Source organism: Bradyrhizobium oligotrophicum S58, assembly GCF_000344805.1.
Taxonomy (GTDB): domain Bacteria; phylum Pseudomonadota; class Alphaproteobacteria; order Rhizobiales; family Xanthobacteraceae; genus Bradyrhizobium; species Bradyrhizobium oligotrophicum.
The window spans coordinates 5097293-5119637 of the sequence record NC_020453.1 but is presented as its reverse complement, the minus strand read 5'-3'; the positions used below and the strand labels follow the sequence as shown (position 1 = coordinate 5119637).

Sequence of the window (22345 nt, the reverse complement as noted above, 5' to 3'; positions counted from 1 at the left end):
TCCTTCGAGACGCCCGCCAAGAGGCGGGCTCCTCAGGATGAGGAGAAGCTACAGCGTCCAGCCGCCGTCGATGGTGTGCGCGACGCCGGTCGTGAACGCGCTCTCGTCGCTGGCGAGATAGACCGCGAGATGCGCGATCTCCTCGGCGGTGCCGAGCCGGCCCATCGGCTGGCGCGAGATGAACATCTCGAGCCCGTTCGGACCGGCGGCCGCGGCGCGGCCGAGCAGCGAGGGCGTCTCGATCGTGCCGGGGCAGATGCAGTTGCAGCGGATATGCTTGCCGACAAAGTCGGCCGCCACCGAGCGCGTCAGCGCCGCCACCGCGGCCTTGGTCGCGCCATAGACGTAGCGGTTCGGCGCAGCCTTGAACACGCCCGCGGCGGAGGCGATGTTGACGATGGCGCCGCCGCCCTCGCCGAGCATCTTTGGCAGGAACGCACGGATCGTGCGATGCATCGACTTGACGTTGAGATCGAACGAGAAATCCCAGTCGTCGTCGGAGCAGTCGAGGATGCTGCCATTGTGCACGAAGCCGGCGGCGTTGAGCAGGATCTCGACCTTGCCGACCCGCTCGGCCATCGCGTTCACGGCGGCGGTGTTGCGTACGTCGAGCGTCGCGACCTCGGCGATGCCCTCGCTCTTCAGTGTCGCCAGGCCCTTCTCGTCGATATCGGTCGCGAACACGGTGGCGCCTTGCCGCGCGAAGGCGACGGCACAGGCGCGGCCAATGCCGGCAGCGGCAGCAGTGACGAAGGCGCGTTTGCCCTTGAGGCGGTCGGACATGGGGTCTCCCTTGGATTCTCGTTGTCTCGTCGTCATTGCGAGGAGCGAAGCGACGAAGCAATCCAGAGTCTTATGCTCGGCCCTGGATTGCTTCGCTTCGCTCGCAATGACGGTGGTGGTTCAATGATTATGCCGCGCCACACCCACCGTGCCGGCGATGTTGTGGTAGCGCGTGGCGAACTCCATGCAGGCGCCGGTGGCCTGCTGGCCTACGGTGTTGCGATAGAGTTCCTGCCATGGCGTCTGGTTGGCCGGATGCGGGAAGCCGCCCTTGGCCTTCAGCTCGGCGCGGCGCTTGGCGACCTCCTCGTCCGAGATCAGGATGTTGGCCGAGCCCTTGTTGAGGTCGATGCGCACCTTGTCGCCGGTCTTGAGGATCGCGAGCCCGCCATCGGCCGCAGCCTCGGGCGAGGCGTTGAGGATCGACGGCGAGCCCGAGGTGCCGGACTGGCGGCCGTCGCCGATGCAGGGCAGGGACAGGATGCCGCGCTTGATCAGCGCGGCCGGCGGCTGCATGTTCACCACTTCGGCGCCGCCGGGATAGCCGATCGGGCCGGCGCCGCGGATGAACAGCACGCAGTGCTCGTCGATATCGAGCGACGCATCGTCGATGCGGTCGTGATAGTCCTCCGGCCCTTCGAACACGATGGCGCGGCCCTCGAACGCGTTCGGGTCGTTCGGATTGACGAGATAGCGGTCGCGGAACTCCTTGGAGATGACGCTGGTCTTCATGATCGCGGAATCGAACAGATTGCCGCGCAGCACCAGGAAGCCGGCATCCTTCACCAGTGGCTTGTCGTAGGACCAGATCACGTCGTTGTCGGGCTTGGCCGCGTCGCGGCAATTGTCGCCCATGCTGCGGCCGTTGACGGTGATGGCGTCCTCATGGATGCGCTTGTGGCGCATCAGCTCGCCGATCACGGCCGGCACGCCGCCGGCGCGATGGAATTCCTCGCCAAGATAGAAGCCGGCCGGCTGCATGTTGACGAGCAGCGGCACGTCATGGCCGAATTTCTGCCAATCGTCGATGTCGAGCTCGACGCCGACATGGCGCGCCAGCGCGTTGATGTGGATCGGCGCATTGGTCGAGCCGCCGATCGCGGAGTTGGCGACGATGCAGTTCTCGAACGCCTTGCGCGTCAGGATGTCCGACGGCTTCAGGTCTTCCCACACCATGTCGACGATGCGCGTTCCGGTCTCGTAGGCGATCTGCCCGCGCTCGCGATAGGGCGCCGGAATGGCGGCGCAGCCGGGCAGGGACATGCCGAGCGCCTCGGCCAGCGCATTCATGGTCGAAGCCGTGCCCATGGTGTTGCAATGACCGATCGACGGCGCCGAGGACGCCACGATCTCCATGAACTCCTCATAGCCGATCTCGCCGGCGGCCAGCCGCTCGCGCGACTTCCACACCACGGTGCCGGAGCCGGTGCGCTGACCCTCGTGCCAGCCGTTCAGCATCGGCCCGCCCGACAGCACGATCGCCGGAATGTTGACGGTCGCCGCCGCCATCAGCAAAGCCGGCGTCGTCTTGTCGCAGCCGGCGGTCAGCACCACGCCGTCGAGCGGATAGCCGAACAGGATTTCCACCAGGCCGAGATAAGCGAGGTTGCGGTCAAGTGCCGCAGTCGGACGCTTGCCGGTCTCCTGGATCGGATGGGTCGGAAACTCCATCGCGATGCCGCCGGCGGCGCGGATGCCCTCGCGGACGCGATGCGCGAGTTCGATGTGATGCCTGTTGCAGGGCGACAGGTCGTTGCCCGTCTGCGCAATGCCGATGATCGGCTTGCCCGACTGCAGTTCGGCGCGGGTCAGGCCGTAATTGAGGTAGCGCTCGAGATAGAGCGCGGTCATGCCCGGATTGTGCGGATCGTTGAACCACGCCTGCGAGCGCAGCTTGCGGCTCTTGTCAGCGCCGTTGCCGGCATGTCCGTTGGATTTCGTCATTCGTTTTCTCCCGCAGTGCAAACGTAGCGAGGTTCGCCATCTTGATGCCTTGGATCTTAAGGCCTTGGATCTTGAAGCCTTGCATCGTGAATCCTTGCCTCAAGCCTTGCATCGATCGCGAGACGGTGCGCCGCACTCATGCGCATCGGCCCGCTGTCGAAGATCGCCTACGTCTTTCGTTCAAGTCGTTGTTGGTTCGAGTGGTTCTAGTTCATGGTTTTTGGTTGCGCTACCATTTTGTTCCGGAGGCACGGCCCGTCGCCGGCTCGAGGCTCCCTGCGGTGCGGTGCAAGGTCGAGCTCTGCCGTTCGATCACCTCGAAGCCGAGATCGACCACGCGCTGCGCAACGGGACGGCCCTCGATCGCGTCCATGATCATCGTCGCCGCGCGCCGGCCCATCTCATAGCGATTGGTGCGCACGCTGGTGAGCGGCGGCACCGCCGCCGCCATGAATTCCATGTCGTTGAAGCCGACGATCGCAAGCTGCTGGGGGACTGCGATGTGGCGGCGCTGGCACTCGAACAGGACGCCGAGCGCGAGGTCGTCGTTGGCGCAGAACACGGCATCGAGATCCGGCGCCTTCATCAGGAGATCGGAGAACAGGCTGCCGCCCATGATCGTCGACGTCGGAACAGGGGCTGTGACGATGAGACGCGGGTCGAAGAAACCGGCATCCTTCATCGCGTTCTGGTAGCCCTGAAGCCTGCGCTGCACCCTTGGGTCCATGCGTGCGCCGATGAAGCCGATGCGGCGGCAGCCCTGTGCGAGGAGGTGCGAAATGGCTGCATAACAAGCATCGACATGCGAAAAGCCGATCATCATGTCGATCGGCTCCGTGCCGAGCTCCATGATCTGGACGACGGGGCAATCGGCGGCCTCGATGATCGACCGGCTCTCCGCAGTCTGGTCGAGGCCGGTGACGATCAGCCCTGCCGGCTTCTGCATCAGGAACAGCCGCAGCAGGCGCTCCTCCTGCAGCACGCTGTAGCGCGTGTTCGCCAGCTGGATGCTGTAGCGGCTGCCGTCGAACGCATCATAGATGCCGCGCAGCACGTCGGAGAACACATTGTTGGTGAGGGACGGTATCAGCACGCCGATCACTTCGGTGCGCTGCGATGCGAGCGCACGCGCGGCGAGGTTCGGCACATAGCCGAGCTCCTTGGCGGCGCTCTCGATCCTGGCGCGGCGGCCGGCCGAGACCGTGTCGGGATTGCGGAAGAAGCGTGACACCGTGATCGGGCTGACGCCCGCCAGTGCCGCAACTTCGGTCAGCCGGACTTTGCCCGGCTCGATGCGCTTCCGTCCCATGCCTCGCTCATAGCATAGGCGGTCTGGTACACAAGCGATATTGACAGCGCTATCACGCGGTTGCTAAGCGAAGCATTGCGGAAGCGAACTAAACTGCGGACAATGTCAGCCGGGCTGGTCCTCGTTTCGGATCCAGTCGGGACGACCAAGACGAACAAGAAAAACACTGCTCGACCAAAGCTACACGACCAAGATCACAAAACGACAAGCGGCCTGATCAAACGGCCGAGAACAACGGTCAGGATGCCGCCGGCATGCAGCCAATGCTGTCGGTCATTGAGGAGGAAATTGATGTCGTCGGTGCAAATTCGCGACGTGCGCAAATCGTTCGGCGGATTCGAGGTCCTGCACGGCGTGACGATTCCGATCGAGGACGGCGAGTTCGTCGTGCTGGTCGGGCCGTCCGGTTGCGGCAAGTCGACGCTGCTGCGCATGCTCGCAGGGCTCGAGAACATCACCGCCGGAACGATCTCGATCGGCGAGCGCGTCGTCAACAACGTGCAGCCGAAAGAGCGCGACATCGCGATGGTGTTCCAGAACTACGCGCTCTATCCGCACATGACGGTGGCCGACAACATGGGCTTCTCGCTCAAGCTGCGGGGCGCGCGCCCCGAGGACATCAAGAAGGGCGTCGCGCGCGCCGCCGAGATCCTGGCGCTGACGCCGCTGCTCGATCGCTATCCGCGCCAGCTCTCCGGTGGCCAGCGCCAGCGCGTCGCGATGGGCCGCGCCATCGTGCGTGATCCCCAGGTGTTCCTGTTCGACGAGCCGCTCTCGAACCTCGACGCCAAGCTGCGCGTCGCGATGCGCACCGAGATCAAGGAGCTGCATCAGCGGCTCAAGACGACGACCGTCTACGTCACCCACGACCAGATCGAGGCCATGACCATGGCCGACAAGATCGTGGTGATGCATGACGGCATCGTCGAGCAGATGGGCTCGCCGCTCGATCTGTATGACAAGCCCGACAATCAGTTCGTGGCCGGCTTCATCGGCTCGCCCGCGATGAATTTCCTCAACGGCCACCTCAAGTCCAACGGCTCGGTCCATGTCGTGACCGAGAACGGCGCCAAGCTGCCGCTGCTCTCGGCGCCGGCCGCGTCCGACGGCCGTCCGGTGGTCTATGGCGTGCGGCCGGAGCATCTCGAGCTTGCCGATGACGGCATCGAGGCTGAGGTGGTCGTCGTCGAGCCGACCGGATCGGAGACCCAGATCGTCGCCCGCATCGGCACCCAGGACATCATCGCGGTGTTCCGCGATCGCCACGAGGTCAATCCCGGCGAGAAGATCCATTTGCGTCCGCGCGCGTCGGCGGCGCATCTGTTCGACAAGGACAGCGGCCGGAGACTTTGATCCGGTCGCGCGACGCCAGAATACAACAAACAAAACAAGCAAAATATTCAACGGGAGAAAACTTCAGATGACTTATTTCCCCACCGATCGACGGTCTCTGCTCAAGGGCGGCGCGACCTTGCTGGCGGCTGCGGCAACGATGTCGGCAGACGAGCTGCTCGGCTACGCCAAGGCATGGGCGCAGACCTCGCCGTTCAAGCCGGAGCCCGGCGCCAAGATCAACATGATGCGCTGGAAGCGCTTCGTCGAGGCCGAGGACGTGGCCTTCATGAAGATCGTCGACGCCTTCCAGAAGGCTAACAACGTCACCATCAACGTCTCCAACGAATCCTATGACGACGTCCAGCCCAAGGCCTCGGTGGCCGCCAATACGGGGCAGGGGCTCGACATGGTGTGGGGCCTCTACACGCTGCCATTCCTGTTCTCCAACAAGTGCGTCGACATGACCGACGTCGCCGACTACCTCGGCAAGAAGTGCGGCGGCTGGACCGACTCGGGCAAGGCCTACGGCATGCTCGACGGCAAGTGGATCGGCATTCCCGTTGCGGCGACCGGCGGCCTTGTCAACTACCGCATCTCCGCGGCCGAGAAGGCCGGCTTCAAGACGTTTCCGAAGAATCTCGCGGAACTGTCCGAGTTCTTCAAGGCCATGAACAAGAACGGCACGCCGGGCGGCATGGCGCTCGGCCATGCCTCGGGCGATGCCAATGGCTGGGTGCACTGGGCGCTGTGGGCGCATGGCGGCAATCTCATCGACAAGGACAACAAGGTTGTCATCAACTCGCCGGAGACCGCCAAGGCGCTCGAATATGTCAAGGGCCTGTACGACAATTTCGTGCCGGGCACCGCGTCCTGGAACGACTCGTCGAACAACAAGGCGTTCCTCGCCGGCCAGCTCTATGCGACCGTCAACGGCATCTCGATCTATGTGACCGCGAAGAAGGAAGCGCCGCAGATCGCCGAGGACATGAACCACGCGCATCTGCCGCCCGGCCTCGACGGCAAGACCCGCGAAATGCATCTGGGCTTCCCGATCCTGGTGTTCAACTTCTCCAAGTATCCGCAGACCTGCAAGGCGTTCACCGCCTTCCTGCTGGAGCCGGAGCAGTTCAATCCGTGGATCGAGGCGGCGCAGGGCTACCTGTCGCACTTCCTCAAGGCCTACGACGCCAACCCGATCTGGACCGTCGACCCGAAGAACACGCCGTATCGCGAGGTTGCGGCGACCGCGACCACGCCGGCCGGCCTCGGCAAGCTCGGCGAGGCGGCTGCGGCCGCGATCGCCGACTTCGTCCTGGTCGACATGTTCGCCAACTACTGCACCGGCCGCGAGGACGTGAAGACGGCGATGGCGAGCGCGGAGCGGTCCGCCAAGCGCATCTTCCGCTGAGCCGAGAGTCGACTGCGTAGGGTGGGCAAAGGCGCGCCGGGATCGAAGCGAGAGATCGCGATGTCTCCCGCGCCGTGCCCACCAAAGAGACTGACGCACACCTGGCGGTGGGCACGGCCCTCAGCATGATGCGAGCATCGTGCTAAGATCCTTTGCCCACCCTACGAGTTTGATTTTCGTCATTGCGAGGAGCCGTAGGCGACGAAGCAATCCAGACTTCCTTCCAGAACCCTGGATTGCTTCGTCGCTTCGCTCCTCGCAATGACGGAACCAACGTCTATCCGTCCCGAACGCCGGTGGGCACGCTGCGCTTTGCCCACCCTACGGTTCGAAGGGAGCTGCTCGATACATGAGTACCATTCAGACCTCGTTGCCGCAGCGCGCCGTCATCGGCGAGCCCTCGGCGTGGGCGCGCATGAAGACCAACCGCAACGTCATCGCGCTGTGGTTCATGCTGCCGGCGGCGGCGTTCCTGATCCTGTTCCTGGCCTATCCGCTTGGGCTCGGCGTCTGGATGAGCTTCACCGACGAGAAGATCGGCCGCAGCGGCGTCTTCGTCGGCCTCGAGAACTACGAATGGCTGTGGGACGACAGCATCTTCTGGCTGTCGGTGTTCAACACGCTGCTCTACACGATCGTCGCGTCAGCGATCAAATTCGCGATCGGACTCTATCTGGCGCTGCTGTTGAACCGGCACATGCCGTTCAAGGCGATGGTCCGCGCCATCGTGCTGATCCCCTTCATCGTGCCGACCGTGCTGTCGGCGATCGCGTTCTGGTGGATCTACGACGCGCAGTTCTCGATCATCTCCTGGTCGCTGATCAAGCTCGGGCTCATCACCCAGAACATCAACTTCCTCGGCGACACCTCCTGGGCGCGCGCCTCCGTCATCATCGCCAACATCTGGCGCGGCGTGCCCTTCGTCGCCATCACCTTGCTCGCGGGCCTGCAGACCGTGTCGCCCTCGCTCTATGAGGCCGCGACGCTCGACGGCGCCACCAGCTGGCAGCGCTTCCGCTACATCACCTATCCGCTGCTGACCCCGATCATTGCCGTCGTCATGACGTTCTCGGTGCTGTTCACCTTCACCGACTTCCAGCTGATCTGGGCGCTGACCCGCGGCGGCCCGGTCAATGCCACGCATCTGATGGCGACCTTGAGCTACCAGCGCGGCATCATCTCCGGCCGCCTCGGCGAGGGCGCCGCGATTGCGACTGCAATGATCCCGTTCCTGATGGCCGCGATCGCGATCTCCTGGTTCGGCATGCAACGGCGCAAATGGCAGCAAGGATCCGACCAATGACCGACACCGCGCTGCCCCCCAAATCTCCGTCCAACGTGACCGTCAACGCCGCCACGCTCGCGGCCGCCGATGACACCGAAGGCATGAGCTACCTCGAATCGCTGCCGCGCCGGCTGATCACGCTGTATCTGCCGCTCGGCATCATTCTGCTGGTGCTGCTGTTCCCGTTCTACTGGATGGGGCTGACGTCGATCAAACCCGACGAGCAGCTGATCGACATGGAGAAGTACAACCCGTTCTGGGTCGTGCATCCGACCTTCAAGCACATCTCGAAACTGCTGTTCGAGACGCAATATCCGCGCTGGCTGTGGAACACGATGTATGTCGCAGTCGGCGCCACCACGCTGTCGATCTTCGCCTCGGTGCTCGCGGCCTATGCGATCGTGCGGCTGCGCTTCAAGGGCGCCGACACCGTCGGTGTGCTGATCTTCTTCGCGTATCTCGTGCCGCCGTCGATCCTGTTCATTCCGCTGGCCTCGGTGATCCAGGCCTACGGCCTGTTCGACTCGCCGCTGTCGCTGATCCTGGTCTATCCCACGCTCCTGATCCCGTTCTCGACCTGGCTGCTGATGGGCTACTTCAAGACGATTCCCTTCGAGCTCGAGGAATGCGCGCTGATCGACGGCGCCAGCCGCTGGCAGATCCTGGTCAAGATCGTGGTGCCGCTGGCGATCCCCGGGCTGATCTCGGCCTTCATCTTCTCGTTCACCTTGTGCTGGAACGAGTTCATCTACGCGCTGACCTTCCTGCAATCGACGCCGAACAAGACCGTCCCGGTCGCTATCGTCAACGAGTTCGTCGATGGCGACATCTACAAATGGGGATCGCTGATGGCCGGCGCCCTGGTCGGCTCGCTGCCGCTCGTGATCCTTTACGCATTCTTCGTCGAGCACTATGTGTCGGCGATGACCGGCGCGGTGAAGGAGTAGGGCGGACTTGACCGTGAGCCGGCTCAACGCGTCGCTTTCGGCTCACGCGGATTTCAAACGCCCGTCATTGCGAGGAGCGAAGCGACGAAGCAATCCAGAGCCGTTCCGATGACTCTGGATGCTTCGCTTCGCTCGCAATGACGAACGCTGAGACCGCGCCCCATCGTTGCAATTGAAGGAGCATTCCCTTGCATATTCTCGTTCTCGGCGCCGCCGGCATGGTCGGGCGCAAGCTGGTGGAGCGGCTGGTCCGCGACGGCCGTCTCGGCGATGGCGCCATCACCCGCATGACCTTGCAGGACATCGTCGCGCCAGCGAAGCCGGACACGTCGATCGCGGTCGAGACCATCGCCGGCGACTTCGCTGTGCCCGGCTTTGCCGAGAAGCTGGTCGCCGCGCGTCCCGACGTGATCTTCCATCTGGCCGCCATCGTCTCCGGCGAGGCCGAGCTCGATTTCGACAAGGGCTACCGCATCAATCTCGACGGCACGCGGATGCTGTTCGACGCGGTCAGGCTGATCGGCGACGGCTACAAGCCGCGGCTGGTCTTCACCTCGTCGATCGCGGTGTTCGGCGCGCCGTTCCCCGACACCATCGGCGACGAGTTCGTCAATGCGCCGCTGCTCAGCTACGGCACCCAGAAGGCGATCGGCGAGCTGCTGCTGGCCGATTACTCCCGCCGCGGCTTCTTCGACGGCGTCGGCATCCGCCTGCCGACGATCTGCATTCGTCCCGGCGCGCCGAACAAGGCCGCGTCCGGCTTCTTCTCCAACATCCTGCGCGAACCGCTCGCCGGCAAGGAGGCCGTGCTGCCGGTGTCCGAAGACGTCCAGCATTGGCACGCCACGCCGCGCTCGGCGGTCGGCTTCCTGCTGCACGCCGCGACCATGGATACCGCCAAGATCGGGCCGCGCCGGAACCTGACCATGCCCGGCCTGACGGCCACCGTCGGCGAGCAGATCGCGGCGTTGAAGCGCGTCGCGGGCGAGGCCGTCGCCGCCCGCATCAAGCGGGTTCCGGACCCCTTCATCATCGGTATCGTCGCCGGCTGGCCGCGGACGTTCGAGGCCAAGCGCGCCCGCGAGCTCGGCTTCACCACCGAGGAAAAGACGTTCGACGACATCATCCGGATCCACATCGAGGATGAGCTCGGCGGCAAGTTCGTGGCCTGAGACCGCCACCAGCCTCTGGACTCGAATGGCGCAAAGCGCCATTTGAAGGCAGGGAGACATTCGGGAGAGAGATCATGACCGCCAGCATCGTCGGATGGGCGCATACGCCGTTCGGAAAGTTCGACGCCGAGACCGTCGAGAGCCTCGTCGTCAAGGTCGCCAATGAGGCGCTCGCCGACGCCGGCATCTCGGCCGGCGATGTCGACGAGATCGTGCTCGGCCATTTCAACGCGGGTTTCTCCCCCCAGGACTTCACGGCCTCGCTGGTGCTGCAGGCCGATCCCGCGCTGCGCTTCAAACCGGCCACTCGGGTGGAGAATGCCTGCGCCACGGGCTCCGCCGCCGTCCACCAGGGCATCCGCGCCATCGCGGCTGGCGCCGCCAAGATCGTGCTGGTCGTCGGCGTCGAGCAGATGACGCGCACGCCCGGGCCGGAGATCGGCAAGAACCTGCTCAAGGCGTCCTATCTGCCGGAGGACGGCGACACCGTCGGCGGCTTCGCCGGCGTGTTCGGCAAGATCGCCCAGGGCTATTTCCAGAAATACGGCGACCAGTCCGACGCGCTGGCGCTGATCGCGGCCAAGAACCACAAGAACGGCGTCGCCAATCCCTATGCGCAGATGCGCAAGGATTTCGGCTTCGAGTTCTGCCGCTCCGAGAGCGAGAAGAACCCTTACGTCGCCGGTCCCCTGAAGCGCACCGACTGCTCGCTGGTGTCCGACGGCGCCGCTGCGCTGGTGCTCGCGGATTCCGAGAGGGCGAAGTCCTTCGCCAAGGCGGTGACCGTCCGCGCCACCGCGCATGCGCAGGACTTCCTGCCGATGAGCAAGCGCGACATCCTCGCCTTCGAAGGCTGCACCGTGGCCTGGCAGCGCGCGCTGGAGAAGGCCGGCGTCACCCTGTCCGATCTCTCCTTCGTCGAGACCCATGACTGCTTCACGGTCGCCGAGCTGATCGAGTACGAGGCGATGGGCCTGACCCCGAAAGGGCAGGGCGCCCGCGCCATCAAGGAAGGCTGGACGCTGAAAGACGGCAAGCTGCCGGTCAATCCGTCAGGCGGCCTGAAGGCCAAGGGCCATCCCATTGGCGCCACCGGCGTCTCCATGCACGTGATGACCGCCATGCAGCTCACCGGCTCCGCGCCGGAGGGCATGCAGCTCGCCAACGCCAAGCTCGGCGGCATCTTCAACATGGGCGGGGCCGCTGTCGCGAACTACGTCTCGATCCTGGAACCGGCGAAGTAGGCCCAGCGCCATCCGCGTCATTGCGAGCGCAGCGACGCAATCCAGGGCCGAGCGCTCGACTCTGGATTGCTTCGTCGCTTCGCTCCTCGCAATGACGGTTGTCCCGCGTAGCCCGGATGAGCGTAGCGACATCCGGGTTCACACGCGCTCCTCATGAGACCCCGGATGTCGCTGCGCTCATCCGGGTTACGGCTTCCACACCTTCTCTTCGCTGAAGCCGAGTTCGGCCAAATCCTTCGCGCGCAAGCCCGCATCGTCGGCCGGGAAGAACTCATCCAGCTGCGGCGGCTTCACCGATGTGCCCGACAGCATCGCGTGCGCCTGGCCGCGATGGTGGATGTCGTGCTGGAACAGGTGCAGCAGCAGGCGGTCGCAGCGCTCGTTCTGCACCCGGCTCTCGCGGTTGATGCGGACGGTGTCGTCGAGCCGCGCCGGCGTCAGCGTCTCGCAGAACGAAATCAGCCTGCGGTCCATCGCGCCCTGCGCCTTGACGAGATCGGGCAGTCGCGGGAACGGCACCTCGTTCTGCCAAGCCATAGGGCCGAGCCAGCCGCCCTCCAGCGCGTCGATGTAGAACAGGTCGATGATGTAGATGTGGTTCAGGGTCTTCTGCAGGCTGGGGAAGAAGCCGGTGCGTTCGGCGGCAAACTCTTCGGCACTGAGCTGGCCGCAGGCCGCCAGCAGCCGGTGATTGGCCCATGCATTGTTGTAGGCGAAGGCGCGAAGCGTCTGGACGAGATCGGCGGGCATTGTGTCGGGGCACCCCGTGATGGCTCGCTTCAGATCATACGGAACTGATGCCGCCATTCACCACCGATTTCGGCGCTCGGCCGCGCATCATCCCCATCAGCGTGATGGAACTCTGCCTCAAATGGTCACGGTGCATCGGCGCCCAACCTGTGCAAGAAGTTCAGATGCCGCATGACACACCCCTCATCGCGACCATTGTCGCTGGCCTCGGCCTCGCCTTCGTCTTCGGAGCCCTGGCGCAGCGGTTCCGGTTTCCGCCACTGGTCGGCTATCTGCTCGCCGGCGTCGCCGTCGGCCCGTTCACGCCCGGCTTCGTCGCCGACCAGGCGCTGGCGACCGAGCTCGCCGAGCTCGGCATCATCCTGCTGATGTTCGGCGTCGGCCTGCATTTCTCGCTCAAGGACCTGATGTCGGTGCGCGCCATCGCGGTGCCCGGCGCCGTTGTGCAGATCACGGTCGCGACCTTGATGGGCATGGCGTTGAGCTGGGCGATGGGCTGGTCGCTCGGCGGCGGCCTCGTGTTCGGCCTCGCGCTCTCCGTCGCCAGCACCGTGGTGCTCTTGCGCGCGCTGCAGGAGCGGCGCCTGATGGACACCGAGCGCGGCCGCATCGCGGTCGGCTGGCTGATCGTCGAGGACCTCGCGATGGTACTGGCCTTGGTGCTGATCCCGGCCTTCGCCAGCCTGCAAAATGGCAATGGCGACGTCGCCGCCGCCGATCCGCTCGCCGCCCGCTTCGGCCTCGGCTTGACCGGCGTTCTGCTGCTGACCTTCGTCAAGATCGGCGTGTTCATGGCGGTGATGCTGCTGGTCGGACGCCGGCTGATCCCGTGGATCCTGCACTACATCGCCCACACCGGCTCGCGCGAGCTGTTCCGCCTGGCGGTGCTGGCGATCGCGCTCGGCGTCGCCTTCGGCTCGACCAAACTGTTCGGCGTGTCGCTGGCGCTCGGCGCGTTCTTCGCCGGCATGATGCTCGGCGAGTCGCCGCTGAGCCAGCGCGCCGCGCAGGAATCGCTGCCGCTGCGCGATGCCTTCGCGGTGCTGTTCTTCGTCTCCGCCGGCATGCTGTTCGATCCGGGAAGCGTGATCCGCGAGCCCTGGCCGCTGCTCGCGACCTTGTTCATCATCCTGTTCGGCAAGTCGGTCGCCGCGTTCCTGATCGTGGTCGCCTTCCGCCACCCGGCCTCGACCGCGCTGACGATCTCCGCGAGCCTCGCGCAGATCGGCGAGTTCTCCTTCATCCTCGCCGAGATCGGCGGCGCCACGAACCTGCTGCCGAAAGCAGGACGGGACCTCATCCTGGCCGGCGCCATCATCTCGATCATGCTCAATCCCTTGATGTTCGCCGCGCTCGACTGGCTGCTGCCGCGATTGGAGCGCCGCCGCGCCGATCCGTCCACGCCGGCCGCGCCGCCACCAGCGGAGATTCCGGTGACGGAGCTCACCGAGCACACCATCGTCGTCGGCTATGGCCGCGTCGGGCGCCTCGTCGGCGACGCCCTGCAGCAGCGCAGACATGCGTTCCTCGCGGTGGAGACGTCGGACGACGTCCTGAAGTCGTTGAAGAGCGCCGGCGTCGAGACCATCACCGGCAACGCCGCACGCAGCAACGTGCTGCGCGCGACAAATCCCGCGGGCGCGCACGCGCTCGTCATCGCCATCCCCGAGGCATTCGAAGCCGGCCAGATCGTCGAGCAGGCCCGCGCCGCCAACCCCGCTCTGCACATCGTGGCGCGGGCGCATTCGGATGCCGAGGTCGATCATCTGAAATCGTTGGGGGCTGACATCGTGATCATGGGCGAGCGCGAGATCGCGCGCGGCATGATCGAGGAGCTGGACAGGAGGCCGCCCGATGCTGCTCCCGAGATGGCGCCGCAACGGCCGGCGGAGCAGGTGCAGGTCTGAGCGCGTAGCCCGGGTGAGCTCCGGCGAAGCCCGAAGGGCTTCGACGAAAGCGACACCCGGGTTCATCTGTACAGCTCGTTTGAACCCGGATGTCGCTGCGCTCATCCGGGCTACGCGGCTGCGCCGATCGGCGAATTTCCCTCGCGCAATCAAGCTGATTTGCCCTGTCCAGTCCCTCGGCGAAAAATATAGTTGTTTCGCTTTTCCAGAAAGTATGCTTCACTCCCGCCATCCTGCTTCGCCACGAGGGGCGCTTCGCGATCGTCACGAACGTTGAGGCAGGGATGCGGTGGCCGCAACATGTCGCAGTGTGCGAAAGCATGCGGACGGACGGCAGGTTGCGGACGCGAAGTCGCGTGGTCCTGGCATCCCGACGCTGATGCCAAGCCCGAGGGGCATGATGATCCCAAGGGCGACGGTGGCTAACAAGCCGGACACCGAGGAGAGCGCGAAGTAAGCGTGAAAACCATCGCGCGGGGAGGGCCGGGTTGATCCGGCCGGACCTGTGGTTCGTTCCCCGTGCTTTCTTTCGCACGGGGGCCACGGGTGCCAGTCGGCACCCGGCCTTCCCTGCGCCCTCTGTTTCGAAAGAGGGCAGGTTCGATCAGCAAAGCTCGGACAGATCCTGTCGCGAGGCCATCGATGCTCGTGTATCTATTCGTAGCCCGGATGAGCGCAGCGACATCCGGGTTCATCTGCACAGCTCGTGTGATCCCGGATATCGCTCCGCTCATCCGGGCTACGGTGGAGCTTATGCCGAGCTCACTCCGGCATCATCTCGCCGGAGCCGCCGAACTCGGCCGGAAAATCCTTCAGCTTCGGCAGGCCGTCCCTGATCGGCAGCACGCTCTCCGCATAGTTGACGTGCACGCCGGGCGCGAATTTCAAGGCCGGAATCGTCGCGGCATAGACGTCGATCATGCCGAGCGGCGGATGGTCGGTCATCAGATGCCCGCCACACTTCGTGCAGTATTTGCGGTGGCTCATGTCAGTCTTGTGGTAGGTGCCGATCGCCTCCGCGCCCTTGGTCACGCGCACGTTCTCAGGCTTCCACAGGGTGAAAGCGTTGACGGGGCCGGCCGACCAGGAGCGGCACGACGCGCAGTGGCAATAGCCCATCGCTTCCGGCTCGCCATCGGCCTCGATCTCGACCGTGCCGCAGAAGCATTTGCCCTGATAGAGCGTCATGAGCGTTCTCCCTCGTGTGGTGTTCTCTGATGTTGGACCGGCATGCTGACACACCTGAATGGCGAAATGGAATCGCAGAATGCAGTCCGCCGCAGGGAACATCTGGTGCAACGCAGCGGCTCTCATCCGTGGTCCGCGACACGGAATGTCGTGGCGGCGAAGCCCGGCGCATGGCCCCATACGCGCAGGCCCGCTTGCTCGGGAACATCAGGTGCCGTTAGCTCTGGCGACAACAACGATCGAGGGAGCCGACGCCACGATGGGACCGCTTGCGGGCATCAAGGTCATCGACATGACCACCGTGCTGATGGGGCCGTATGCCGCCCAGACGCTGGGCGATTACGGCGCCGACGTCATCAAGGTGGAATCGCCCGAGGGCGACGTCACGCGCAAGATCGGCCCCTGGCGCCATCCCGGCATGGGGCCGGTGACCCTCAACACCAATCGCAGCAAGCGCGTGATCTGCCTCGACCTCAAGACGCCCAGGGGGCGGGAAGCCGTGCTGCGGCTGATCAAGGACGCCGACGTCCTGATCTACAACATCCGCCCGCAGGCGATGGCGCGGCTGAACCTCGGCTATGACGTGATCGCCGCGGTCAATCCGGGGCTGATCTATGCCGGCGTGTTCGGCTTCGGCCAGGACGGTCCTTACGCGGCCAAGCCCGCCTACGACGATCTGATCCAGGGCGGGGCGGCGCTGTCGCACCTGATGGCGGTCGCCGGCGACGGCACGCCGCGCTATGTGCCGAATGCGCTGGTCGACCGCATCGTCGGGCTGACCGCCGTCGGGGCCATCTGTGCGAGCCTGGTGCATCGCGACCGCACCGGGCGCGGCCAGCGGCTGGATGTGCCGATGTTCGAGACCATGGCGGCCTTCATCATGGGCGATCACATGGGCGGGCTGACCTACGAGCCGCCGCTCGACAAAGGCGGCTATGCCCGGCATCTGTCGCCCGACCGCAGGCCTTACAAGACCGCCGACGGCCATATCTGCGTGATCGTCTACAACGACAAGCAATGGGACGCGTTCTTCACGGCGTCGGGCCGCACCGACCTTCGCGCGGATGACAGGTTCAACAGCTTTGCGCGGCGCGCCGCCAACATCGACCTGGTCTATGCCGAGCTCGCGCGCATCTTCCAGACGCGCACCACGGCCGAATGGACCGAGCTGCTGAATGCGGCCGATATTCCGGTCATGCCGATGCACGACCTCGAAAGCCTGCTCCACGATCCGCATCTGGTCGCGACCGATTTCTTTCCCGTGGTCCAGCATCCGACCGAAGGTCCGATCCGCAGCACGCGCGTCTCGGCGACCTGGTCCGAGACCAAGGCGGAGCCGCAGCGTCTGGCGGCACGGCCGAATGAGCATGGCGAACAGATTTTGCGCGAGGTCGGTTTCTCAACTGACGAAATCGCCGCGATGATCCGTGACGGCGTGACGACCCCGGCGCCTGCGAAGGAGTGAGACGATGGATTTCGCACTCTCGGCCAATCAGGAATCGATCCGCGATGCGGTGGCGAAGATCTGTGCTGATTTCGACGACGCCTACTGGCTGAAGAAGGACAAGGTGGGCGGCTTCCCGGCAGACTTCCACAAGGCCATGGCCGATGCCGGCTGGCTCGGCATCTGCATTCCGGAAGCCTATGGCGGCTCCGGCCTCGGCATTCTCGATGCCGCGATCATGATGCGCACGATTGCAGAGTCCGGCGCCGGCATGTCCGGCGCGTCGGCGATCCACATGAACGTGTTCGGGCTCAACCCGGTCGTGGTGTTCGGCAGCAAGGAGCAGTGTGCGCGCATGCTGCCGGGCATCGTCGATGGCAGCGAGAAGGCCTGCTTCGCGGTCACCGAGCCCAACACTGGCCTCAACACCACCCAGCTCAAGACGCGCGCCGTGCGCAAGGGCGACCGTTACGTCGTCAACGGCCAGAAGGTGTGGATCTCGACCGCTCAGGTCGCCGAGAAGATCCTGCTGCTGGCGCGCACCACGCCACTGGAAGACGTGAAGCGCCCGACCCATGGGCTCAGCCTGTTCTACACGGATTTCGACCGCAGCCGGATCAAGGTGCATGAGATCGAGAAGATGGGCCGCAAGCCGGTCGACTCCAACGAGCTGTTCTTCGAGGATTTCGAGATCCCGGTCGAGGACCGGCTGGGTGAGGAGGGGCGGGGCTTCGACTACATCCTGCACGGCATGAACCCGGAGCGCATCCTGATCGCGGCCGAGGCGGTTGGGCTCGGCCATCTCGCGCTGTCGCGCGCGTCGGCCTATGCGAAGGTGCGCAACGTCTTCAACCGGCCGATCGGCCAGAATCAAGGTATCCAGCATCCCCTGGCGAAGAACTGGATGGAGCTGGAAGCCGCCTGGCTGATGGTGCTGCAGGCCGGCTGGCAATACGACCAGGGCATGCCCTGCGGCCCGGCCGCCAACGCCGCGAAATATCTCGCGGCAGAGGCCGGCTTCCAGGCCTGCGAGCAGGCGGTGATGACCCATGGCGGATTCGGCTACGCCCGCGAATATCACGTCGAGCGTTACCTGCGGGAATCCCTGATCCCGCGCATCGCGCCAATCAGCCCGCAACTGATTCTGTCGTTCATCGCCGAGAAGGTGCTCGGTATGCCGAAGTCGTATTGAGGATGCTCCTGACCGTGACGTGCCCGCACTCTCTCCACGCGTCATTCCGGGGCGCCCGAAGGGCGAGCCCGGAATCCACACCCCCAGGAAGATGTCGTGAGGCACGATGCCAACCAGGTGCGTGCCTCGAACGACATCCTGTGGTTATGGATTCCGGGCTCATCGCTGCGCGATGCCCCGGAATGATGGCGGAGGGTGTGGCACGATGACCTACATCACCGGCACGGGCCTGACATCATTCGGCCGTCACGACGGCCGCTCCTCGCTCGACCTGATGAGCATGGCGGCGCAGCTGGCGCTCGATGACGCCGAGCTCAAACGCACCGACATCGACGGCATTCTCTGCGGCTATTCCACCGTGTCGCCGCACATCATGCTCGCCACCGTGTTCGCCGAGCATTTCGGCATCCAGCCGTCCTATGCCCACGCCGTGCAGGTCGGCGGCGCCACGGGCCTGGCGATGGTGATGCTCGCCCATCATTTGGTCGAGGCCGGCGTGATGAAGCACATGCTCGTTGTCGCCGGCGAAAATCGCCTGACCGGGCAGAGCCGCGACGCCTCGATCCAGGCGCTGGCACAGGTCGGCCATCCCGACTACGAGCTGCCGCTGGGGCCGACCATCCCCGCTTATTACGGTCTCGTCGCCTCGCGCTACATGCATGAGCACGGCGTCACCGAGGAGGACCTCGCCGCGTTGGCGGTGCTGATGCGCAGGCACGCGCTGGATCATCCCGGCGCGCAATTCCATGAGCCGATCACCATTGCCGACGTGATGGCGTCGAAGCCGGTGGCGCGGCCGCTGAAGCTGCTCGACTGCTGTCCGGTGTCCGACGGCGGCGCCGCCATCATCGTCAGCCGCGAGCCGACTGGCACCACTGCCGTACGCGTGCGCGGCTGCGCCCAGGCGCACACGCATCAGCATGTGACGGCGGCGCCGGCCTTGAGCGAACTCGGCGCCGAGATTGCGATCGAGAAGGCGAAGGCAGCAGCGGGCGTCGGCATCAAAGACGTCAACTACGCCGCCGTCTATGACAGCTTCACCATCACGCTCTGCATGCTGCTCGAGGATCTCGGGCTCGCCGGCCGCGGAGAGGCGGCGGCGCGGGTCAGGGCCGGTCATTTCAGCCGTGACGGCGCGGTGCCGCTCAACACCCATGGTGGGCTGCTGAGCTACGGCCATTGCGGCGTCGGCGGCGCGATGGCGCATCTCAACGAGGCGCATCTGCAGATGACAGGGCGCGCGGGCCCGCGTCAGGTGCGCGACGCCTCGCTGGCGCTGTTGCATGGCGACGGCGGCGTGCTGTCGTCGCATGTCAGCATGTTCTGGGAGCGGGTGCGATGAGCGAATCGACGGACTGGACCAGGGGCGTCGCCGCGATTCGCTATCAGCGCTGCGCGTGCTGCGCCCATGTGCAGTATTTCCGCCGCGACTTCTGCGCAGCCTGCGGCTCGCTCGCACTCACCGACCATGCGGCGAGCGGCGAAGGGGTGATCTATGCGACGTCATTGGTCTGCCGCGCTGCGACGCCGGAGACGCGCGCGCATGTGCCCTACAACATCGTGCTGGTGGATATGCGCGAGGGCTTTCGCATGATGGCCCATGGCGACCACGATCTTGCGATCGGCGACGCGGTCGAAGCGCGTTTCACCGCCTTCGCAGGCGGGATTGTGCCTTACTTCGGGAAAGCGGAATGACGAGACGTCGCCGAGCGGCTTCGGAGGGTACGAACGCGGGGCGGCCGAGACGGGACGATACGCAATACCAATTCGTCCCGACCCGGATCGCCGCGCGATTGACGCAAAACTGTTACGCTACGCTTACTAACTCAAACGCAACTCTACTCTGTCTTTCGCGTGAGCAATCAAGCTCACATTCCTACCTACGGGCGATGAAGAAACTGCGACGCAGAACCTCCAGACAGCCCTTCATCGCCCGTAGAACAGGACGCTGGCGATGACAATCATCGACGTCACCGCCAGCATGTGCGCGAGTGCTTCCGATGTTGCCCTCTTAGTGGCTTCCTTCATGCCGTTTCCTCCCTGGACACTGGACACGACTCTCCGTTGCGCAAATACGCACGCGACGGCGGCTGGAATTTTACTCGGAACACCCCACTTCGACGTTCGCTTCGCGAGTCCCCACTCGGCGTTCATCGACGGTTCAGAACATCGTCGGGTAATGCGGCGCGAATTGGGCTCGCTTATGGTTGTCCTGCGACCGACTCCCGGTAACGTTTAGGCGAGGCCGTACAAATACGAGTGATGACAAATATCGCCCGGAAGCCATCAGTTGCTGTGAATTGCAACTTTAAGTGTTCGTTAGCTCCGGCCGTATGCGACGCTTGGATGACTGACTTTGACGCCGTGAAATCAGTCTGCCGCGAGCAGGTTGAGCCGCGCATTCGCGATGGTCAGGCGCTCGGCCAGAAGTTGCGCCAGATTGCGCATGATGCGCTCGCCCGCCTTCGGATGTCGCGCGCGGAAGCGCTCGAAATCGTCCAGCGTGATTTCGAATGCCGTGGCCGAGAAGTCGGCGACAACATCGGCGGAGCGCAAGGGCTCCAACAGCGCCATCTCGCCGAAGCACTGCCCGGCCGTCAGCGTGGCCAGCCTGATACCATCGGGCAGGGTGACGTGGATGACGCCGGAGCGCAGGAAGAACAGCGAGTTCGCCGGCTCGCCGGCGGCGAGGATGCGCTCGCCCTGCTGATAATGTTTGATCGTCGCGAGCGCCGCGAGTTCGTGGCGTTCGTCCCCGGAAAGCCCTGCGAGCAGCGGCTGCTCGGCGAGCTCGGTGGTTTCGATGAAGTCGATCGCGCCGCCGTAGCGGTAGACGATCTGGTCTTCGGCCCATTCGATCGCGGTATCGAGCAGATAGAAGTCGCGCACGTTCCCGAGGTCGCCGGTCCGCTCGGTGATCTCCTGCCATTCCGCAGACGAGCGCCGGATGCCGGACAGCACCACGGTGACGTGGAAGTCGGCGAGCTCGCGAAACAGTTCGGCGAGCAGGCGCAAGCCGGCTTGTGTCATCGCCGTGACGCGGTGGAGATCGAAGATGACGAATTGCGGGCGTGCGCTGCCCGCGAGCTGCCGCGAGACGTAGTCGACATTCGAGAAGGACAGTGTTCCGACCAGTTCGAGCACGCGCACCGCGTCGGGATGGGCGGCGAGGATGTCGCGCTCCTGCGCGCGGCGGCTGCGGCGCGATGGGTTGGCGCCGATGTCGTAGTCGGCGATGATCGAGGTGCGGGCGTCGTCGGAGCGGTTCAGCATGTGCAGGCCGTAATGCGCCGACAGCGCCTCGCAGACCTTGATGCCGCGCACGCTGTTGCCGTGGCCGTCGAGCCGCGGCGAGTAGCTGCCGAGCCCGAGCCGCGCCGGCAGGCTCGCCAGGATGCCGCCGCCGACGCCGCTCTTGGCGGGGATGCCGACGCGGTAGATCCATTCGCCGGCGAAGTCATACATGCCGGACGACGTCATGACCGCGAGCGTGCGCGACACCGCATAGGGCGTGACGACCTGCTCGCCGGTGACCGGATTGACGCCGCGATTGGCCAGCGTCGCCGCCATGATCGCGCAGTCGCGCGCGGTGACCAGCACGGCGCATTGCCGGAAATAGACCGCGAGCACGTCGTCGACGGGCTCCTTGAGCACGTCGGACGTTCTCAAGAGATAGGCGATCGCGCGGTTGCGGTCGCCGGTCGCGGCCTCCGAGGTGAACACCGCATCGTCGACGTCGAGCCTGCGGCCCGCGAAGCGGCCGAGCGCATCGCGAATGGTCTCGAACGCGTCGCCGTGCCGGGCCTGGCGGACCAGGCCGCTGCAGGCGATCGCGCCGGCATTGACCATGGGATTGAACGGATGGTTCTCGGCATTGAGCCGGATGGAGTTGAAGGGATCGCCGGACGGCTCGACGCCGATCACGCGTTCAACCTGGTCGGAGCCGAGCGCATCGAGCGCGATCGCGAACACGAACGGCTTCGACATCGACTGGATCGTGAACGGCACGCGGCTGTCACCGACCTCGTAGACATGGCCGTCGAGGGTGGCGAGGCTGATGCCGAAATGCGCCGGATCGGCCTTGCCGAGCTCCGGAATGTAGTTGGCGACCGCGCCGTCATGATCCGGCCAGAACTCGGCATGGCAGCCAGCGAGAAAGCGCTGCAGCGGCGGCATCGCGGCCGTGGCCCAATGCTGCGGATGGCGGATCGGCTTCGGCTGTTCGGTCGTCATGGCAAGCTCGGCGGGGACTTAGGGGGCGCGCCGGTTATGTCGCAGCCGCGACGGGGCAGCCAGCCCACACTTGTCGCATCACTGGTCAAATGTTGCCGCTGCTCAGGGATTGAGCGCGATCACTCTGGCCCGTGGTGGGGCCGATGCGTGAGAGACGCGGTCCGAAACCGGGCGGGCAGCCGCAGTGCCAGGACTCGGAACCGG

17 protein-coding genes are annotated in these 22345 nt (G+C 65.1%); 11 read left to right on the top strand and 6 right to left on the bottom strand.

All coding sequences use genetic code 11. The features are described from left to right. Positions 1-48: 48 nt before the first annotated feature. The 3 genes from S58_RS22045 to gntR form a co-directional block, all read right to left on the bottom strand. Complete coding sequence (locus S58_RS22045) at positions 49-783, bottom strand: SDR family oxidoreductase (protein WP_015667596.1); 735 nt, start codon at positions 781-783, stop codon at positions 49-51. Between the two features lie 120 nt (positions 784-903). Further along, a complete protein-coding gene (locus S58_RS22040; protein ID WP_015667595.1) occupies positions 904-2727 on the bottom strand; it encodes an IlvD/Edd family dehydratase in 1824 nt (607 codons plus the stop codon). A gap of 229 nt (positions 2728-2956) precedes the next feature. Next, complete coding sequence (gene gntR / locus S58_RS22035) at positions 2957-4036, bottom strand: HTH-type transcriptional regulator GntR (protein ID WP_015667594.1); 1080 nt, start codon at positions 4034-4036, stop codon at positions 2957-2959. Positions 4037-4327: 291 nt separating this feature from the next. Between gntR and S58_RS22030 the strand changes: the two genes are divergently transcribed. The 6 genes from S58_RS22030 (at position 4328) to S58_RS22005 (ending at position 11427) form a co-directional block, all read left to right on the top strand. Next, the gene (locus S58_RS22030; RefSeq protein ID WP_015667593.1) at positions 4328-5389 is read left to right on the top strand and encodes an ABC transporter ATP-binding protein; all 1062 of its coding nucleotides are present in this window, start codon (positions 4328-4330) and stop codon (positions 5387-5389) included. 67 nt (positions 5390-5456) lie between these two features. Further along, on the top strand, positions 5457-6779 hold the full coding sequence (locus S58_RS22025; protein ID WP_015667592.1) for an ABC transporter substrate-binding protein: 1323 nt from the start codon (positions 5457-5459) through the stop codon (positions 6777-6779). A 349-nt stretch (positions 6780-7128) separates the two neighbouring features. Continuing rightward, positions 7129-8082, top strand: coding sequence for a carbohydrate ABC transporter permease (locus S58_RS22020; protein ID WP_015667591.1), 954 nt, complete (start codon positions 7129-7131; stop codon positions 8080-8082). Then, positions 8079-9011: a carbohydrate ABC transporter permease gene (locus S58_RS22015; RefSeq protein WP_015667590.1), complete on the top strand. Its 933-nt coding sequence runs from the start codon at positions 8079-8081 to the stop codon at positions 9009-9011. The genes S58_RS22020 and S58_RS22015 overlap by 4 nt, the downstream gene beginning before the upstream one ends. A gap of 188 nt (positions 9012-9199) precedes the next feature. Next, positions 9200-10183 (top strand): D-erythronate dehydrogenase, encoded by a 984-nt coding sequence (denD, locus tag S58_RS22010; protein ID WP_015667589.1) that lies wholly within the window; start codon positions 9200-9202, stop codon positions 10181-10183. 74 nt (positions 10184-10257) lie between these two features. After that, a complete protein-coding gene (locus S58_RS22005; protein ID WP_015667588.1) occupies positions 10258-11427 on the top strand; it encodes an acetyl-CoA acetyltransferase in 1170 nt (389 codons plus the stop codon). Positions 11428-11613: 186 nt separating this feature from the next. Here the strand turns inward: S58_RS22005 and S58_RS22000 are convergent, their stop codons facing one another. Further along, a complete protein-coding gene (locus tag S58_RS22000; RefSeq protein ID WP_015667587.1) occupies positions 11614-12177 on the bottom strand; it encodes a DinB family protein in 564 nt (187 codons plus the stop codon). 164 nt (positions 12178-12341) lie between these two features. Between S58_RS22000 and ybaL the strand changes: the two genes are divergently transcribed. Next, positions 12342-14084 (top strand): YbaL family putative K(+) efflux transporter, encoded by a 1743-nt coding sequence (gene ybaL / locus S58_RS21995; RefSeq protein WP_015667586.1) that lies wholly within the window; start codon positions 12342-12344, stop codon positions 14082-14084. A gap of 762 nt (positions 14085-14846) precedes the next feature. Here ybaL and S58_RS21990 read toward each other — a convergent pair. Then, the gene (locus S58_RS21990; RefSeq protein ID WP_015667585.1) at positions 14847-15272 is read right to left on the bottom strand and encodes a GFA family protein; all 426 of its coding nucleotides are present in this window, start codon (positions 15270-15272) and stop codon (positions 14847-14849) included. Between the two features lie 259 nt (positions 15273-15531). Between S58_RS21990 and S58_RS21985 the strand changes: the two genes are divergently transcribed. From S58_RS21985 to S58_RS21970, 4 genes are all read left to right on the top strand, one after another. Further along, on the top strand, positions 15532-16737 hold the full coding sequence (locus tag S58_RS21985; RefSeq protein WP_015667584.1) for a CaiB/BaiF CoA transferase family protein: 1206 nt from the start codon (positions 15532-15534) through the stop codon (positions 16735-16737). Between the two features lie 4 nt (positions 16738-16741). Then, positions 16742-17908 carry an acyl-CoA dehydrogenase family protein gene (locus S58_RS21980; protein WP_015667583.1) on the top strand — a complete coding sequence of 389 codons (1167 nt, stop codon included), beginning with the start codon at positions 16742-16744 and terminating at the stop codon, positions 17906-17908. Between the two features lie 205 nt (positions 17909-18113). Beyond that, positions 18114-19250, top strand: coding sequence for a thiolase family protein (locus tag S58_RS21975; RefSeq protein WP_015667582.1), 1137 nt, complete (start codon positions 18114-18116; stop codon positions 19248-19250). Beyond that, positions 19247-19603, top strand: coding sequence for a Zn-ribbon domain-containing OB-fold protein (locus tag S58_RS21970; RefSeq protein WP_015667581.1), 357 nt, complete (start codon positions 19247-19249; stop codon positions 19601-19603). Before S58_RS21975 ends, S58_RS21970 begins: the two co-directional genes overlap by 4 nt. A 675-nt stretch (positions 19604-20278) precedes the next feature. Here the strand turns inward: S58_RS21970 and glsA are convergent. Next, entirely contained in the window at positions 20279-22141 is a 1863-nt protein-coding gene (gene glsA, locus S58_RS21960; protein ID WP_015667579.1) for a glutaminase A, read from the bottom strand. Positions 22142-22345: the final 204 nt, after the last annotated feature.

Coding starts and splice junctions, on each gene's coding strand:
- S58_RS22045 (WP_015667596.1), bottom strand. CDS start 783: ATGTCCGACCGCCTCAAGGGCAAACGCGCCTTCGTCACTGCTGCCGCT.
- S58_RS21985 (WP_015667584.1), top strand. CDS start 15,532: ATGGGACCGCTTGCGGGCATCAAGGTCATCGACATGACCACCGTGCTG.
- S58_RS22015 (WP_015667590.1), top strand. CDS start 8,079: ATGACCGACACCGCGCTGCCCCCCAAATCTCCGTCCAACGTGACCGTC.
- S58_RS21980 (WP_015667583.1), top strand. CDS start 16,742: ATGGATTTCGCACTCTCGGCCAATCAGGAATCGATCCGCGATGCGGTG.
- ybaL (WP_015667586.1), top strand. CDS start 12,342: ATGCCGCATGACACACCCCTCATCGCGACCATTGTCGCTGGCCTCGGC.
- S58_RS22025 (WP_015667592.1), top strand. CDS start 5,457: ATGACTTATTTCCCCACCGATCGACGGTCTCTGCTCAAGGGCGGCGCG.
- S58_RS21975 (WP_015667582.1), top strand. CDS start 18,114: ATGACCTACATCACCGGCACGGGCCTGACATCATTCGGCCGTCACGAC.
- S58_RS22030 (WP_015667593.1), top strand. CDS start 4,328: ATGTCGTCGGTGCAAATTCGCGACGTGCGCAAATCGTTCGGCGGATTC.
- S58_RS22020 (WP_015667591.1), top strand. CDS start 7,129: ATGAGTACCATTCAGACCTCGTTGCCGCAGCGCGCCGTCATCGGCGAG.
- S58_RS21990 (WP_015667585.1), bottom strand. CDS start 15,272: ATGACGCTCTATCAGGGCAAATGCTTCTGCGGCACGGTCGAGATCGAG.
- S58_RS22000 (WP_015667587.1), bottom strand. CDS start 12,177: ATGCCCGCCGATCTCGTCCAGACGCTTCGCGCCTTCGCCTACAACAAT.
- gntR (WP_015667594.1), bottom strand. CDS start 4,036: ATGGGACGGAAGCGCATCGAGCCGGGCAAAGTCCGGCTGACCGAAGTT.
- S58_RS22040 (WP_015667595.1), bottom strand. CDS start 2,727: ATGACGAAATCCAACGGACATGCCGGCAACGGCGCTGACAAGAGCCGC.
- S58_RS22005 (WP_015667588.1), top strand. CDS start 10,258: ATGACCGCCAGCATCGTCGGATGGGCGCATACGCCGTTCGGAAAGTTC.
- S58_RS21970 (WP_015667581.1), top strand. CDS start 19,247: ATGAGCGAATCGACGGACTGGACCAGGGGCGTCGCCGCGATTCGCTAT.
- glsA (WP_015667579.1), bottom strand. CDS start 22,141: ATGACGACCGAACAGCCGAAGCCGATCCGCCATCCGCAGCATTGGGCC.